Origin of the sequence: Streptomyces niger (assembly GCF_000718305.1) — a bacterium.
GTDB lineage: Bacteria > Actinomycetota > Actinomycetes > Streptomycetales > Streptomycetaceae > Streptomyces > Streptomyces niger.
On the sequence record NZ_JOFQ01000008.1, the window covers coordinates 46,689 to 59,961 of the forward strand.

The window sequence follows — 13,273 nt, forward strand, 5'->3', positions numbered from 1 at the left end:
TTCCTGGCGAACGTCCCGCTCAACGCTGCGTTTCATCGTCCCTCCCCTCGCGGAAAGTCTTACCCGCTGCCTCCGACAGTCCATCCGCGCGGCCCGCCTGGCTCCGCTACGGGCGAACACCCTTGCGCCGGTTTACGCACCCGCACGCCCGTCCTATACCCACCTGGCGAGCACGGTACGTATCCACCCTTCAACCCAGCGTAACTTCTGGGCATTTCGGCAGTTGCACCGGTCATGGCCCTCGCGCTCCCGCGCCCCCGCGACCCGCTGCACGCCGCAGAATCCGGCGCGCAGCGCTGGTACGAGCAGACGCTGGGCTGGCCGACGGACGGCGCCGCACGGCTCCGGCTGCGCACCGGCATCCGCTTCGACGTCCTGGAGATGCCCGCGGACGCAGGCTTCGCCACGCTGCGCCGGGTGGGCTCCACAGGCCCCGTCGCGCTCGACAGGAGCGAGAGGCCCGCAGAAGGCTCCCTGCGGCCCGCAGAACCGGTCCTGCGCTTTCTGGTGGCCACAGGCGCGGCAGAGGAGCTGCCAGGGGTGCTGGAGTGGCTGGAGTGGGGCTCGGTGGACCTCGAACTGACCGCTCTCGGCTCCGGTGACCTGATGCCCGCGCCGCCGCCTGTGGCGCCCTGGACGCCGGCCGCGCGCGGCGGGGCGTCAGTACCGGCAGCGGGGCCTGGGCTGCCTACGGGGTTCGGTCCGCGAGGGGCCGCGTGGGTACGGCCTCCGGAGCCGGGCTGCGATGTCGAGGCGACGCTGCCCTCCACGGGGAGCGGGGCAGGCCTCGGGGGCGGTGGTGGGGTTCCCCGTACGTCACGTATGGGGCGCGCCCCCGACCTCGTACGGCTCGTGAGCGTGGCGGCAACGGAATGCCACCGGGCCCGGTTGCTGCGCGTAGGAAAAGGTCGAACGGATCGCTTCCGCGGTGATCAGCCGTTGGCCTTCTCGTATGCCTCACGAACGGTCGCGGGGACACGGCCGCGGTCATTGACCTCGTAACCGTTGTCCTTGGCCCACTTACGGATCTCAGCGGTGTCCTTGTTGCCGGAGGAGGCAGCGCGCGCCTTGCCACGGCCGCTCGCGGCGCGACCGGTACGGCGACCGGCCTTCACGAACGTCTCAAGGGCGTCGCGCAGCTTCTCCGCGTTGCCGGTGCTGAGGTCGATCTCATAGGACTTACCGTCGAGCGCGAACGTCACGGTCTCGTCCGCCTCGCCACCGTCGAGGTCGTCGACAAGAAGAACCTGAACCTTCTGTGCCACCGGTTTCCCTTTCATCGAATGTGGATTACGACGGAAAGCAAACCGCTTTTCCGGGAAAAACACAAACCCCCGGGTCGGGTTCAGCTGCGGCAGCTCCGGGGAACGTCGGGTTCAGCAGCTATGAGATAGGGGCGCGATTCGGACATAGAACGCTGATCACAGGTGCAGAAGCATGCGACTGTTGCCTAGGGTGTTGGGCTTCACTCGTTCGAGACCGAGGAACTCGGCGACACCCTCGTCATAGGAACGCAGCAGCTCGCTGTAGACATCACCGTCGACCGGAGTCTCGCCGATCTCCACGAAGCCGTGCTTGGCGAAGAAGTCGACTTCGAAGGTCAGACAGAAAATACGGCGCACTCCCAGCCAGCTTGCTGTACGGATCAGCTTGTCCAGGACCTGGTGGCCCACGCCGGCGCCCTTGAGCTGGGGGGCGACGGCAAGTGTGCGGACCTCCGCGAGGTCTTCCCACATGACGTGCAGCGCGCCGCAGCCCACCACCTCGGCGTCCTCGTCGCGCTCGGCCACCCAGAACTCCTGGATGTCCTCGTAAAGCGTGACGGTGGCTTTGTCGAGCAGGATCCCGTCACGTGAGTACGAGTCGATGAGGTGACGCACGGCGGGCACATCACCGGTCCGGGCCCGGCGGACGCTGACGCCATTCGATAGTGGTGGCATGCAAGGACGCTATCGTTCCGACTCCGGGGGTCCCGAGCCGGGTTCCGCGACTTCCTCGGGGGCTCCCGCCTGTACGACGCGCATGGCATCACGGAGGGCCTGCCGCTGTTCCTGCGACATCATCCCGAAGAAGGCGACGAGGGCGGCGGCGGGGTTGTCGCTGACCGACCACGCTTCGTTCATCAGTGCGGCCGAGTAGGCGGCGCGAGTGGAGACCGCCTCATATCGATAGGCGCGGCCTTCCGCTTCTCGCCGCACCCAGCCCTTCTGGTGAAGGTTGTCCAATACGGTCATCACCGTGGTGTACGCGATGGACCGTTCCTTCTGCAGATCTTCCAGGACTTCCCGAACGGTTACCGGCCGGTTCCACTGCCAGACCCGCGTCATGACGGCATCTTCCAGTTCACCCAAACGTCTCGGCACACGAGAACAATAGTGGGAGATGTCCAGAATGCCGCGTGTTGACGAGGGCGCGCGACCGATTCCTTGCGGAAATAGACGTATGGCCCGGGATGCGCAATCCCGGGCCCTACGTCGGTATTCGTGCGGCCCGAAGGCCGAGGCGGACCGCCGCGGGTCCGCGCGCCTCAGGCGCCGTGCGCCTTGGGCTCCTGACGAGCGGCCTCGGCGCTCTGGAGCACCGCGTCCACGGCCGCATCCTCCTTGGCCTTGTTCGCGCCGCCCTGGCTCTTGATCATCGTCACGATGACCCCGACGAAGGCGATGGCCATCACGACAGGGGGAAGCAGAGCTGACACGTAGTCCATGACGAGGGCCTCCTTGTGCGACGAGGCTTCCAGAGTACGCGGCGCCCTCAGGCGGTCCGGGCCGCGGGGGGCGGAGCGGGCTTGCGGCGCGGCGGGAAGACCTCGCCGGGCGTGGGCACCGGCCGGTCCCGCCGGTCGGGCTGCGGGTCCGCTGGACGGGGCTGAGCAGGCTTCCGCTCCGGCTGCGGCGCGGCCGGGCGCTCCGGTTCGCCGGCCGACCGGCCGCCGGGGAGCGCGCGCAGCCGGGCCCGTACGGAGTGCTCGGCGGCCTGCTCGCAGCGGCGCAGCAGGGCCGTGCGGCGGCTCCGTTCGGCCGGCCCGGCGGCCACCGAGCGCAGCACCCGGAGCGCGGCGAGGTCGTCCGGACCCGGTACGTACCCGGCCGCCAGGGCCTCCTGGAGGCGGCCCAGGTAGCCGTACGCGGAACCCGGGAGCGCTTCGCGGTGCCGGGCGAGGTCGGCGTACAGGAAGGCGCGCAGCCGGGCGCCTTCGTGCACCGCCTCGTCCAGGGCCTCGGTGAGCCGGAGGCATTCCTGGACCTCTTCGGTGCGCCGCGGGTCGCGGGACACGGGTACGGAGCCGGCGGGAGCGGGGCCGGGGGCGGGGAGGGGCTGAAGGGCGGTGGCGAGGGCGCGGCGGAGCACGCGCAGTTCGTCCGCGCTGAACGCCATGCCGCCGCGGAATCCGTATGGCGTGGGCATGGCCCGACTTTAATTACTAAATGGACAAACCCCCGTTATTTGAAATTTCCGGGTGCGGCGCCCGGAGCGCACCCGCAACACCCCTTCCAGGGCGCCGCGGGTGCGCGGTGCGTCACTGCCGCCCGACGTTCCGCTCGTACACCAGGCGCAGCCCGATGAGGGTGAGCCAGGGCTCGTGCATGTCGATCGTGGAGGACTCGCCGAGCACCATCGGGGCCAGTCCGCCGGTGGCGATCACCGTCACGTCCTCGGGATCGTCGGCCAGCTCCCGCGCCATCCGCTGCACGACGCCGTCGACCTGGCCGGCGAAGCCGTAGAGGATGCCGGACTGCATGGCCTCGACGGTGTTCTTGCCGATGATGCTGCGCGGCCGGGCCAGCTCGATCTTGCGCAGCTGCGCGCCCTTGACGCCCAGCGCGTCCACCGAGATCTCGATGCCCGGGGCGATCACGCCACCGACGTACTCGCCGCGCGCGCTCACCGCGTCGAAGGTCGTGGCCGTGCCGAAGTCCACGACCACCGCGGGGCCGCCGTACAGCTCCACCGCCGCGAGGGAGTTGATGATGCGGTCGGCGCCGACCTCCTTGGGGTTGTCCATGAGGATCGGCACGCCGGTCTTCACGCCGGGCTCGACGAGCACGGCCGGCACATCGCCGTAGTAGCGGCGGGTGACCTCGCGCAGCTCGTGCAGGACCGAGGGGACGGTGGAGCAGATGGAGATGCCCTCGATGCCGTCGCCCAGCTCCTCGCCGAGCAGCGGATGCATGCCCATCAGGCCGTTGAGCAGGACGGCCAGTTCGTCGGCGGTGCGGCGGGCGTCGGTGGAGATCCGCCAGTGCTCGACGATCTCCTCGCCGTCGAAGAGGCCGAGGACGGTGTGCGTGTTGCCGACGTCGATGGTCAGGAGCATCAGGCCCGCGCCTCCCCGGCGTCCTCAGGGGCGTTCTCGCGCAGGTCCAGGCCGATGTCCAGGACCGGCGAGGAGTGCGTGAGGCTGCCGACGGCGAGGTAGTCCACGCCGGTCTCCCCGTAGACGCGGGCGTTGCCCAGGGTGAGGCGGCCGGAGGACTCCAGGAACGCGCGGCCCGCGACCAGCTCCACCGCCTCCCGGGTCTGCTCGGGCGTGAAGTTGTCCAGCAGGATCAGGTCGGCGCCCTCGGCGAGGATCGGCGGGATCTGGTCCAGCCGATCCACCTCCACCTCGATCGGCACGCCCGGGAACTCGGTCCGTACGGCCCGGAACGCCTCGGCGACGCCGCCCGCGGCCACCACGTGGTTGTCCTTGATGAGCGCCGCGTCCGAGAGGGACATGCGGTGGTTGACCCCGCCGCCGCAGCGCACGGCGAACTTCTCCAGCGCGCGGAGGCCCGGCGTCGTCTTCCGGGTGTCGCGCACGCGCGCCTTCGTGCCCTCCAGGGCGTCCGCCCAGGCACGGGTGGCGGTGGCGATGCCGGAGAGCCGGCACAGGATGTTCAGCGCGCTGCGCTCGCCGGTCAGCAGGTCGCGGGTGCGGGCGGTGACCGACAGCAGCTTCTGGCCGGCCTCGACCCGGTCGCCGTCCTCGACGTGCCGCTCGACCGCGAACTCGTCGGTGCAGACCACCGAGAGGATGGCCTCGGCGATGCGCAGGCCCGCGACCGTACCGGCGTCCCGGGCGGTGAAGTCGCCGGTGGCGACGGCGTCCTCGGGGATGGTCGCCACGGTGGTGACGTCCACGCCCTGGTCGAGGTCCTCCTCGATGGCCAGGTGCGCGATGTCCTCGACCTGTACGGGGTCCAGGCCGGCGTTCACCAGGAGCGCGGCCAGGTCCGGGTCCAGACCGCACTCCATCGGGTCGAGCTCGTAGGCGTCGTCACCGCCGCCGCAGCCGCAGGCGTCGCCACAGCCTCCGGCGTCGGTGCTCTGGCCCGGACGGCCGATCTGGAGAAGGGGGAGGTCGTCGGGCGTGCTCACGGGTTCGGCTCCGTTTCGAAGTGGATGGCGGGGAAGTCGGCGGAGTCCGTGATACCGGTGAGGCCGACAGTGCGGGGCGGATGGTAGGTGACCATGCGGTGGCGCCGGTACACGTCGTCGTTGCGCTCGGGGTGGTCCTCGCGCCAGTGGCAGCCACGGGTCTCCTCGCGCGCCCGGGCGCCGGCCACCAACACCCGGGCGACGAGCAGGAGGTTCGTCGTCTCCCAGGCCTCCACGCCGGGCACGACCGCCTTGTGCTCCTCGGCCTCGCCGTCGGCCTCCCGCTGCAGGCGGACGAGCGTCGCGAACGCCTCCGCGAGGCTGGCCGCCGACCGCAGCACTCCGGCGCCGGCCGTCATGGTCCGCTGGATCGTCGGCCGCGCCTCGGGCGGGAGCAGCGGCAGGGCGGGGTGCTCCGGCGCCACGGGCTCCCCGGGCTGCCGCGGAGGACGCGCCGTGATGTCCGCCGCGATCCGCTCGGCGAAGACCAGCCCTTCGAGGAGGGAGTTGGAGGCGAGCCGGTTGGCACCGTGCACCCCCGTGCAGGCGACCTCACCGCACGCGTACAGGCCCGGTACGGTCGTCCGGCCGTGCAGGTCGGTGCGGACGCCGCCGGAGGCGTAGTGCGCGGCGGGCGCCACCGGGATCGGCTCGGTGACCGGATCGATGCCGTGGCTGCGGCAGGCGGCCAGGATGGTCGGGAAGCGCCGCTCCCACATCTCCGCGCCGAAGTGCCGCGCGTCCAGGTACATGTGCTCGGTGCCCTGCTCCTGGGCGCGGCGCATGATGCCCTTGGCGACGATGTCGCGCGGCGCCAATTCGGCCAGTTCGTGCTGGCCCACCATGAAGCGCACGCCGTCGCCGTCCACGAGGTGCGCGCCCTCGCCCCGCACCGCCTCGGAGATGAGCGGCTGCTGCCCCTCCGCCTCCGGGCCCAGGTAGAGCACGGTCGGGTGGAACTGCACGAATTCCAGGTCGGAGACCTCGGCACCGGCCCTCAGAGCCAGCGCGACGCCGTCCCCCGTGGAGACGGCGGGGTTGGTGGTGGCCGAGAAGACCTGGCCCATACCGCCGGTGGCGAGCACCACGGCGGGCGCGTGCACGGCGCCCACCCCGTCGTGCTGGCCCTCGCCCATCACGTGCAGCGTGACGCCCGCCGTACGGCCCTGGGCGTCCGTGAGCAGGTCCAGCACGAGCGCGTTCTCGATGGTGCGCAGGCCCGCCCGTCGCCCACCACCGCCCTTGCCGGAGAGCGCTTCGCGCTCGCCCCTCCCCATGGCGCGCACCGCCTCGACCAGTGCGCGGGAGATCTCCGCGCCGGTGGCGTCACCGCCCGCGTGCGCGATCCGGCGCCGGTGGTGGCCGCCCTCGCGGGTCAGCGCGATCTCCTCGCCGTCCTCGCCCGCATCGAAGCGCGCTCCCGTGGCGATCAGCCGCCGTACCGCGTCCGGGCCCTCGGTGACCAGCGTGCGCACCGCGGCCTCGTCGCACAGCCCGGCGCCTGCGACGAGCGTGTCGTTCAGGTGCTGCTCGGGGGTGTCCCCCTCGCCGAGCGCCGCGGCTATGCCGCCCTGCGCCCAGCGTGTGGAGCCGTCGTCCAGCCGGGCCTTGGTGACCACGACCGTACGGTGGCCGGCCGCGGCGCAGCGCAGGGCGGCGGTCAGCCCGGCGACGCCGGAACCGACCACGACGACGTCCGCGTCGATGGCCCAGCCGGGCGCGGGCGCTTCGAGTCGTATGCCGGGCCCGGTCGCCCCGGTCATCGGGTGGCTCCTGCGCTGCTCATCGTTGCTCTCCTGCTGACGGGGGTCCGCTCTGCGGTACGGCGGGCCCGAAAGTGAGGCGGATGTTGTCTATGAGGCGGGTGGTACCGACCCGGGCGGCCACGGCGAGCACTGCTTCGCCCTCGTACCCGCCCTTGTACGGCCCGTCCTCCGCAGCGCGCTCGGTGTCCGGGATCGCCGTGAAGGTGTCCGGGTCGACCAGCTCCAGGTAGTCCAGCTCCAGCGGCGGGTCGAGGCGGGCCGCGTCGGCCAGGACGGCCCGGGCCGCCGCACGGGCCACCTCGGGGCCCTGCGGGGCGTCGGCGGACGCCGCGTACGCGAGGGCGTGCGCGTCGGCCGCCGCCCGGTCCTCGCCCATGGCGGCCAGGCCGGCGGCGCGCGCCTCGGAGTGCGCACCGGCCCCGGCGCGCGCCCGCAGCGCCTCCTCGGCGGCCAGCCGGTCGCGGGCCGCGAACAGCGCCCGGGACAGGGCCAGCGCGGTGCGGCGCTCGGCGGGCGAGAGGTAGCGGTTGCGGCTGGAGAGCGCCAGGCCGTCGGGCTCCCGCACGGTCTCCACGCCGATGATCCGCACGGGGAAGTTCAGGTCGCGTGCCATGCGCGACACGATGGCGAGCTGCTGGGCGTCCTTCTGCCCGAAGAGGGCCACGTCCGGCGCCGTGAGGTGCAGCAGCTTGGCGACCACGGTGGCCATGCCGTCGAAGTGCCCGGGGCGCGAGGCGCCCTCCAGCACGTCGCCCATGGGGCCCGCGCCGATCCGCACCTGCGGTTCGCCGCCCGGGTAGACCTCCTCGACCGACGGCGCGAAGACCGCGTCGGCACCGGCCTCGCCGGCGACCGCGATGTCGGCGTCCAGCGTGCGCGGATAGCGGTCCAGGTCCTCGCCCGCGCCGAACTGCAGCGGGTTCACGAAGACGGTGACCACGACCTGACCCTCGGGGCCGACGTGATCACGCGCCGTACGGATCAGCGTCGCGTGGCCCTCGTGCAGCGCGCCCATGGTCATCACGACGGCGCGGCGACCGCGGCGCTTCAGGGCGCGCAGCTCCGCGGCGGTCTCCACCAGGCGGGGACCGGCCGCAACGGGGGCGGGCGCCGCCGGCAGTACGGCAGCTTCCGCACCGGCGGGGTGGTGTGCCGTGGTGTTCATCGGGTGCCTCCCTCCGAGCGGTCCGCGACGTCCGAGAGCACGCCCAGCAGGTCCTCGGCGAGCTCCGCCTTGAGCAGTCCGTTCGCGAGCGCCCGGTCCGCCGTCGTACGGGCCATGGCCAGGTATCCGGCGACCGCCTGCGGGGAGTGCTCGCGCAGCTCGGCGATGTGCGCGGCGACCGTACCGGCGTCACCGCGGGCGACCGGGCCGGTCAGCGCGGCGTCACCGGAGCGCAGAGCGTTGTCCAGGGAGGCGCCGAGCAGCGGCCCGAGCATCCGGTCGGGGGCCTGGACGCCGGCCTTGCGCAGCAGTTCCAGGGACTGCGCGACCAGGGTGATCAGGTGGTTGGAGCCGCTGGCCAGGGCCGCGTGATACAGCGGCCGGGCGGCCTCCTCGATCCACTCGGGCTCGCCGCCCATCTCGATGACCAGCGCCTCGGCGGCCATCCGCAGCTCCTCGGGCGCGGTGACCCCGAAGGAGCAGCCGGCCAGTCGCTGGACGTCGACGGACGTGCCGGTGAACGTCATCGCGGGGTGCAGCGCCAGCGGCAGCGCACCGGCCCGGGTGGCCTCGTCAAGCACGCCGGCGCCGAACCGCCCCGAGGTGTGCACGAGCAGCTGTCCGGGCCGTACGGCGCCGGTCTCGACGAGGCCGGCGACCAGGCCGGGCAGCGCGTCGTCGGGGACCGTCAGCAGCACCAGCTCGGCGCGCGCGAGGACCTCCTCCGGCGGCACGAGGGGCACGTCGGGCAGGAGCGCGGCCGCGCGCCGCCTGGAGGCGTCGGAGACGCCCGAGACGGCGACCGGGCGGTGCCCGGCGAGCTGCAGGGCCGCGGCGAGCGCGGGCCCCACGCGGCCGGCCCCGACGACGCCGACGGTGAGCCGGGCGGGGCGGTCCTGGGGGTCTGTCGAGGGATTGTCATTCACGCGGCGATGGCCTTCCGTTCCAGTCCGCGGGGGGTACCGGACGTTTCCTGGTCATGCTACGCGGTGTTCCGCGCGCGCCCGAGGGACGGCGGACAGGTGAGACGGGCGTCTCGTGATCGCGCGAAAGCCGGTCGCCGCCCGGGGGCCGGTACGGGATGATCGGGCCGCATACCGGCGGTGGGCGGACGCGACAAGGAGGCGGACAGCGGATGACCGACCAAGAGGAGCGGACACGCCGGCTGGTGGCGTGGCGCGGCTGCGACCGGGCGCTGACGCGCCGGCCCGGGGACGAGACCGTCGGCGAGCGGCTGGCCCGGCTGGCCGCCGACGCCCCCGACGCGTACGACCTGGACACCGCGGTGGACCTCTACGCCGACGAGGAGAGCGTCGTCGGCGCCCTGGAGCGCCGCACGGCGGAGCTGCTCGGCACCGAGGACGCGGTGTTCTTCCCGACCGGCACGATGGCGCAGCAGGTCGCGCTGCGCTGCTGGGCGGGGCGGACGGGCAGCGCCACCGTGGCCGGCCATCCGCTGTCGCACCTGGAGGTGCACGAGCGGGACGCGTACCACGTGGTCAGCGGATTGCGCATGATCCATCCGACGCGGGAGCCGCGGCTGCCGACTGCCGAGGAGGTGCGCGGTCTGGACGAGCCCTTCGGGACGCTGGCGCTGGAACTTCCCCTTCGGGACGCGGGCTTCGTGCTGCCTTCGTGGGACGAGCTGGTGGCCGTGACCGAAGCGGCGCGCGAGCGGGACGCGGTGGTGCACTTCGACGGGGCGCGGCTGTGGGAGTCGGCGCCGCACTTCGGGCGGCCGCTCCCGGAGATCGCCGACCTGGCCGACAGCGTGTACGTGTCGTTCTACAAGTCACTGGGCGGCATATCCGGGGCCGCGCTGGCCTGCAGCGAGGACCTGGCCGCCGAGGCGCGGGCCTGGCGGCACCGATACGGCGGGCTGCCGCTCCAGCAGTGGCCGGTCGCGCTGGCCGCGCTGACGGGGCTGGACCGGGAGCTGCCGCGGCTCCCGGAGTACGTCGCGCACGCGAAGGTCATCGCCGGGGCGTTGCGCGAAGGCCTGGCCGAGCACGGCGTGCCGTGGTTCCGGGTGCACCCCGACCCGCCGCACACCCACGACTTCCGGGTGTGGCTGCCGTACGCCCCCGAGGTGGTGGAGGAGGCGAGCCTGCGGCTGGCCGAGGACACCCGCACCGCCCTCTTCCGCCGCTGGTGGGGCGGGGGCGTACCGGGCACGGCGACGACCGAGGTCCAGGTCGCGTCAGCCGCACTGGGCTGGACTGCCGCCGATGTGCGGGGCGTTCTCGCGGAGTTCCTCGCCCGGGTGCGGACGGTGGCCGACGGGGGCTGAGACGGCCGTACGGGGGCTCGGGACGGTGCTCAGGAGAGACCGCACGGCGCGCCGGAGCCGGGCCGGCAGGCGGTCGGCGGGCGCGGTGACGACGGCCTGGAAGCGCCGCAGGTCCCGTACGGCGCGCAGGGCCCGTAGGTCGCCGGTACCCGGCAACGGCGGTGCGGCCTCTCCCCGTTGCGCGGCGCGGTAGGCATCGAGCATGTGCTGCTGCATCGCGTTCATGTCCTCCACGGTGGGCGGCGGACGCCGGCGGGAGCACGTGGATTGACGGGAGCCGTCAAACGTCGTCGGCGATGCTCCGCAGGTCACGCATGATGGGCGTAACGGGCCGGGGACGGCGCGCAGGCACAGGGGAGGACGCATGGGCATCCAGATCGACATCACCGGCCTTCCGGAGGAGCGCATCGTCTTCGCCCCTTCGCCGCTCGCGGAGCTGGGCACCACCCTGCACGCGCTGACCGAGCCGGGCCACCACCCGGGGCTGCACGGCTGGACGACGGCGACCTGCGCGGCGCTCAAGCCGGACCTGGCGGACCGGCTGCACGAGGCGGACTTCCTGTGGGGGCCGACGTTCTCCGACATCTCCCTGCCGTTCGCGGCACTCGCCGAGACCCGAGGGATGCCCGGCGCGACGCTGGCCGAGGATCTGGACCTGCTCGACCGGCTGGACGACGAGCTGTACGTCGCCGCGGCGCTGGAGATCTCCTGCGCCAGTCTCTACAGCCGCGGCGGCCCGTCCCCCCTGGTCGACGCCGAGGCGCGGGACCAGGCGCTGGACCGCGCGGTGGCGCGCGGCCCGCGCCAGGCGGAGTTCGCCCGGCGGCTGCTGGCCGACCCGCCTGCCGTACGGGCCTGGCTGCGCCGCTTCTTCGAGGACTGCGACGCGGCGTTCTTCGGGGACGTGTGGCAGCGGGTCCGCGTGGAACTGGCGGCCGACGCGCGGCACAAGGCGGAGGTGTTGCGTCACAAGGGGCTGACCGACGCGCTGTCCGAGGTGTCCGCGGCCCTCTCCCTGGACGAGGCGCGGCGCCGCATCATGGTGGACAAGCTCAGCAACGGGCGCGCCAGCGCGGTGGATCCGACGGTCGGCGCCGGCCTGACGTTCGTCCCGACGTCCTTCGGATGGCCGCATCTGATGGTGCTGCACGCGCCGGGCTGGCGGCCCGTGATCCACTACCCGGTGGCCACGCCCGAGCTGTCCCGCCCGGCCTCCGTGGACCTGCTCCAGCAGCGCCTGGAGGCACTGGCCCACCCGATGCGCGTCCGGATCTGCCGCAACCTCGCCAGGACCGCGTTCACCACCGGGGAACTGGCCGCCGAGCACGGGATCACCGCGCCCGAGGTCTCCCGGCACCTGGCCGTCCTGAAGAAGGCGGGCCTGATCCGGACCCGGCGCCGCGGCCGGTACGTGCTGCACCAGCTGGACCTCCAGGTCGTCGCCCGGCTCGGCAGCGACTTCCTGGAGGGCGTACTGCGGTGACCGCCCGCGGCCTCGGGGCACGCCGCGCGCACCGCCTCAAGAGGCGTCGCGCCTGCGCATCCGCTCCCGGAGAGCGGCGCGCCACTCCCCGACGACCTCTTCGGGGTCGAGCGGGCCGATGCCCAGCGGCGGCCCCGGGGGCGGGTTCTTCAGCGCCTCCCGGATCCTGGCGTTGATGTCCGCGACGATCCGTCGCACCTCGCGCTCGGACCTGGCGGCACGCGCCGCGGTCCGCGCGTCCTCCGCCTCCTTGCGCAGCGCGAGCGTGGGCGGGAGGTAGGACACGCCCTCCCGCGCCATCTTGTCCCGCACCCACCACAGTTCGTCGTACGGCTTGTTCAGGCCCGTGAGGGGCTTCCCGGCGCCGGGGAGATCGTCGAACTCGCCCCGTTCGGCGGCTTCCCTGATCTGCCGGTCGACCCAGGTCTCGAAGCTGACGCCCGGCGGCTTGCGGTCGGTCACGGTGCTCTCCCTGGAAAGTAGGAGACAGCGGTCCTTCTATGATGCGCCGCCGCCCGCCCGCACCAGGCCCGTTTCGTAGGCCAGCACGACGGCCTGCACGCGGTCGCGCAGTTCGAGCTTGGTGAGGATGCGGCCCACGTGCGTCTTGACCGTGGCCTCGGAGAGGACGAGGCGGGCGGCGATCTCCCCGTTCGACAGGCCCTGCGCCACGAGGAGCAGCACCTCGCGCTCCCGTTCGGTGAGCCGGCCCAGCTCCGGGCGGCCCTCCTGCGGCGCGGCCGACGGGAGCATCGGCGTGAACCGGTCCAGCAGCCGGCGGGTGGTGGACGGCGCGACCACCGCGTCGCCGCTGTGCACGGCGCGGATCGCCGCCAGCAGCTCGTCCGGCGGCACGTCCTTGAGCATGAAACCACTGGCCCCGGCCTTGAGCGCGGAGAAGGCGTACTCGTCCAGGTCGAAGGTGGTCAGGATGAGCACCTTGGGCGCGTCCTCCACCGTGCCCTCCCCGCAGATCCGCCGGGTGGCCTCCACGCCGTCCAGATGCGGCATCCGCACGTCCATCAGGATCACGTCGACCCGGGTCGCCCGCAGCGCCTCAAGGGCGGCCACCCCGTCGCCCGCCTCCGCGACGACCTCCATGTCCGGCTGGGCGGCCAGCACCATCCGGAAGCCGGTGCGCAGCAGCACCTGGTCGTCGACGAGCATCACGCGGATGGTCATGGCAGGGGTCCGTCCCTTCGGGGGCA

General features: G+C 72.9%; 16 protein-coding genes. 3 read left to right on the plus strand and 13 right to left on the minus strand.

Features of this window, described 5'->3' with window-relative positions; translation table 11 throughout:
• The first annotated feature begins 234 nt into the window (after nt 1-234).
• Complete coding sequence (locus IF20_RS39965) at nt 235-1,002, plus strand: SCO3374 family protein (protein WP_110944240.1); 768 nt, start codon at nt 235-237, stop codon at nt 1,000-1,002.
• On the opposite strand, the gene IF20_RS16675 is transcribed toward IF20_RS39965, so the two are convergent.
• From IF20_RS16675 to IF20_RS16720, 10 genes are all read right to left on the minus strand, one after another.
• Nucleotides 933-1,265: a histone-like nucleoid-structuring protein Lsr2 gene (locus tag IF20_RS16675; RefSeq protein ID WP_052865996.1), complete on the minus strand. Its 333-nt coding sequence runs from the start codon at nt 1,263-1,265 to the stop codon at nt 933-935. The genes IF20_RS39965 and IF20_RS16675 overlap by 70 nt on opposite strands.
• A gap of 156 nt (nt 1,266-1,421) precedes the next feature.
• Nucleotides 1,422-1,940, minus strand: a complete 519-nt coding sequence (locus IF20_RS16680) for an amino-acid N-acetyltransferase (protein WP_110944241.1) — start codon at nt 1,938-1,940, stop codon at nt 1,422-1,424.
• Between the two features lie 9 nt (nt 1,941-1,949).
• Entirely contained in the window at nt 1,950-2,363 is a 414-nt protein-coding gene (locus IF20_RS16685; RefSeq protein WP_110944242.1) for a BlaI/MecI/CopY family transcriptional regulator, read from the minus strand.
• A 164-nt stretch (nt 2,364-2,527) separates the two neighbouring features.
• Nucleotides 2,528-2,707: a hypothetical protein gene (locus IF20_RS16690; RefSeq protein WP_052865999.1), complete on the minus strand. Its 180-nt coding sequence runs from the start codon at nt 2,705-2,707 to the stop codon at nt 2,528-2,530.
• 47 nt (nt 2,708-2,754) lie between these two features.
• Entirely contained in the window at nt 2,755-3,408 is a 654-nt protein-coding gene (locus IF20_RS16695; RefSeq protein ID WP_234426687.1) for a hypothetical protein, read from the minus strand.
• Nucleotides 3,409-3,520: 112 nt separating this feature from the next.
• On the minus strand, nt 3,521-4,318 hold the full coding sequence (locus IF20_RS16700) for a type III pantothenate kinase (protein ID WP_052866001.1): 798 nt from the start codon (nt 4,316-4,318) through the stop codon (nt 3,521-3,523).
• A complete protein-coding gene (nadC, locus tag IF20_RS16705; protein WP_052866002.1) occupies nt 4,318-5,361 on the minus strand; it encodes a carboxylating nicotinate-nucleotide diphosphorylase in 1,044 nt (347 codons plus the stop codon). Before nadC ends, IF20_RS16700 begins: the two co-directional genes overlap by 1 nt.
• Complete coding sequence (locus IF20_RS16710) at nt 5,358-7,124, minus strand: L-aspartate oxidase (RefSeq protein ID WP_052866003.1); 1,767 nt, start codon at nt 7,122-7,124, stop codon at nt 5,358-5,360. The genes nadC and IF20_RS16710 overlap by 4 nt, the downstream gene beginning before the upstream one ends.
• Before the next feature lie 19 nt (nt 7,125-7,143).
• Nucleotides 7,144-8,292 carry a pantoate--beta-alanine ligase gene (gene panC, locus IF20_RS16715; RefSeq protein ID WP_110944243.1) on the minus strand — a complete coding sequence of 383 codons (1,149 nt, stop codon included), beginning with the start codon at nt 8,290-8,292 and terminating at the stop codon, nt 7,144-7,146.
• Nucleotides 8,289-9,218: a Rossmann-like and DUF2520 domain-containing protein gene (locus tag IF20_RS16720; protein ID WP_052866004.1), complete on the minus strand. Its 930-nt coding sequence runs from the start codon at nt 9,216-9,218 to the stop codon at nt 8,289-8,291. The genes panC and IF20_RS16720 overlap by 4 nt, the downstream gene beginning before the upstream one ends.
• 209 nt (nt 9,219-9,427) lie before the next feature.
• On the opposite strand from IF20_RS16720, the gene IF20_RS16725 reads away from it, so the two are divergent.
• Complete coding sequence (locus IF20_RS16725; protein ID WP_052866005.1) at nt 9,428-10,582, plus strand: threonine aldolase family protein; 1,155 nt, start codon at nt 9,428-9,430, stop codon at nt 10,580-10,582.
• On the opposite strand, the gene IF20_RS39970 is transcribed toward IF20_RS16725, so the two are convergent.
• Nucleotides 10,493-10,807 carry a hypothetical protein gene (locus tag IF20_RS39970; protein ID WP_234426688.1) on the minus strand — a complete coding sequence of 105 codons (315 nt, stop codon included), beginning with the start codon at nt 10,805-10,807 and terminating at the stop codon, nt 10,493-10,495. The two genes, IF20_RS16725 and IF20_RS39970, sit on opposite strands and share 90 nt — an antisense overlap.
• Nucleotides 10,808-10,952: 145 nt before the next feature.
• Here IF20_RS39970 and IF20_RS16730 point away from each other — a divergent pair, with 145 nt between their 5' ends.
• The gene (locus IF20_RS16730; RefSeq protein WP_052866406.1) at nt 10,953-12,065 is read left to right on the plus strand and encodes a DUF5937 family protein; all 1,113 of its coding nucleotides are present in this window, start codon (nt 10,953-10,955) and stop codon (nt 12,063-12,065) included.
• Between the two features lie 36 nt (nt 12,066-12,101).
• On the opposite strand, the gene IF20_RS16735 is transcribed toward IF20_RS16730, so the two are convergent.
• Both IF20_RS16735 and IF20_RS16740 read right to left on the minus strand, forming a co-directional pair.
• Nucleotides 12,102-12,527: a DnaJ family domain-containing protein gene (locus IF20_RS16735; RefSeq protein ID WP_052866006.1), complete on the minus strand. Its 426-nt coding sequence runs from the start codon at nt 12,525-12,527 to the stop codon at nt 12,102-12,104.
• A 36-nt stretch (nt 12,528-12,563) separates the two neighbouring features.
• The gene (locus tag IF20_RS16740) at nt 12,564-13,247 is read right to left on the minus strand and encodes a response regulator (RefSeq protein WP_052866007.1); all 684 of its coding nucleotides are present in this window, start codon (nt 13,245-13,247) and stop codon (nt 12,564-12,566) included.
• Nucleotides 13,248-13,273 lie beyond the last annotated feature (26 nt).

Bases quoted from the DNA above. Each gene is read 5' to 3' on its own strand.
- IF20_RS39965 (WP_110944240.1), top strand. From the start codon at position 235: ATGGCCCTCGCGCTCCCGCGCCCCCGCGACCCGCTGCACGCCGCAGAA.
- IF20_RS16680 (WP_110944241.1), bottom strand. From the start codon at position 1,940: ATGCCACCACTATCGAATGGCGTCAGCGTCCGCCGGGCCCGGACCGGT.
- IF20_RS16690 (WP_052865999.1), bottom strand. From the start codon at position 2,707: ATGGACTACGTGTCAGCTCTGCTTCCCCCTGTCGTGATGGCCATCGCC.
- IF20_RS16695 (WP_234426687.1), bottom strand. From the start codon at position 3,408: ATGCCCACGCCATACGGATTCCGCGGCGGCATGGCGTTCAGCGCGGAC.
- IF20_RS16700 (WP_052866001.1), bottom strand. From the start codon at position 4,318: ATGCTCCTGACCATCGACGTCGGCAACACGCACACCGTCCTCGGCCTC.
- IF20_RS16710 (WP_052866003.1), bottom strand. From the start codon at position 7,124: ATGACCGGGGCGACCGGGCCCGGCATACGACTCGAAGCGCCCGCGCCC.
- panC (WP_110944243.1), bottom strand. From the start codon at position 8,292: ATGAACACCACGGCACACCACCCCGCCGGTGCGGAAGCTGCCGTACTG.
- IF20_RS16725 (WP_052866005.1), top strand. From the start codon at position 9,428: ATGACCGACCAAGAGGAGCGGACACGCCGGCTGGTGGCGTGGCGCGGC.
- IF20_RS39970 (WP_234426688.1), bottom strand. From the start codon at position 10,807: ATGAACGCGATGCAGCAGCACATGCTCGATGCCTACCGCGCCGCGCAA.
- IF20_RS16740 (WP_052866007.1), bottom strand. From the start codon at position 13,247: ATGACCATCCGCGTGATGCTCGTCGACGACCAGGTGCTGCTGCGCACC.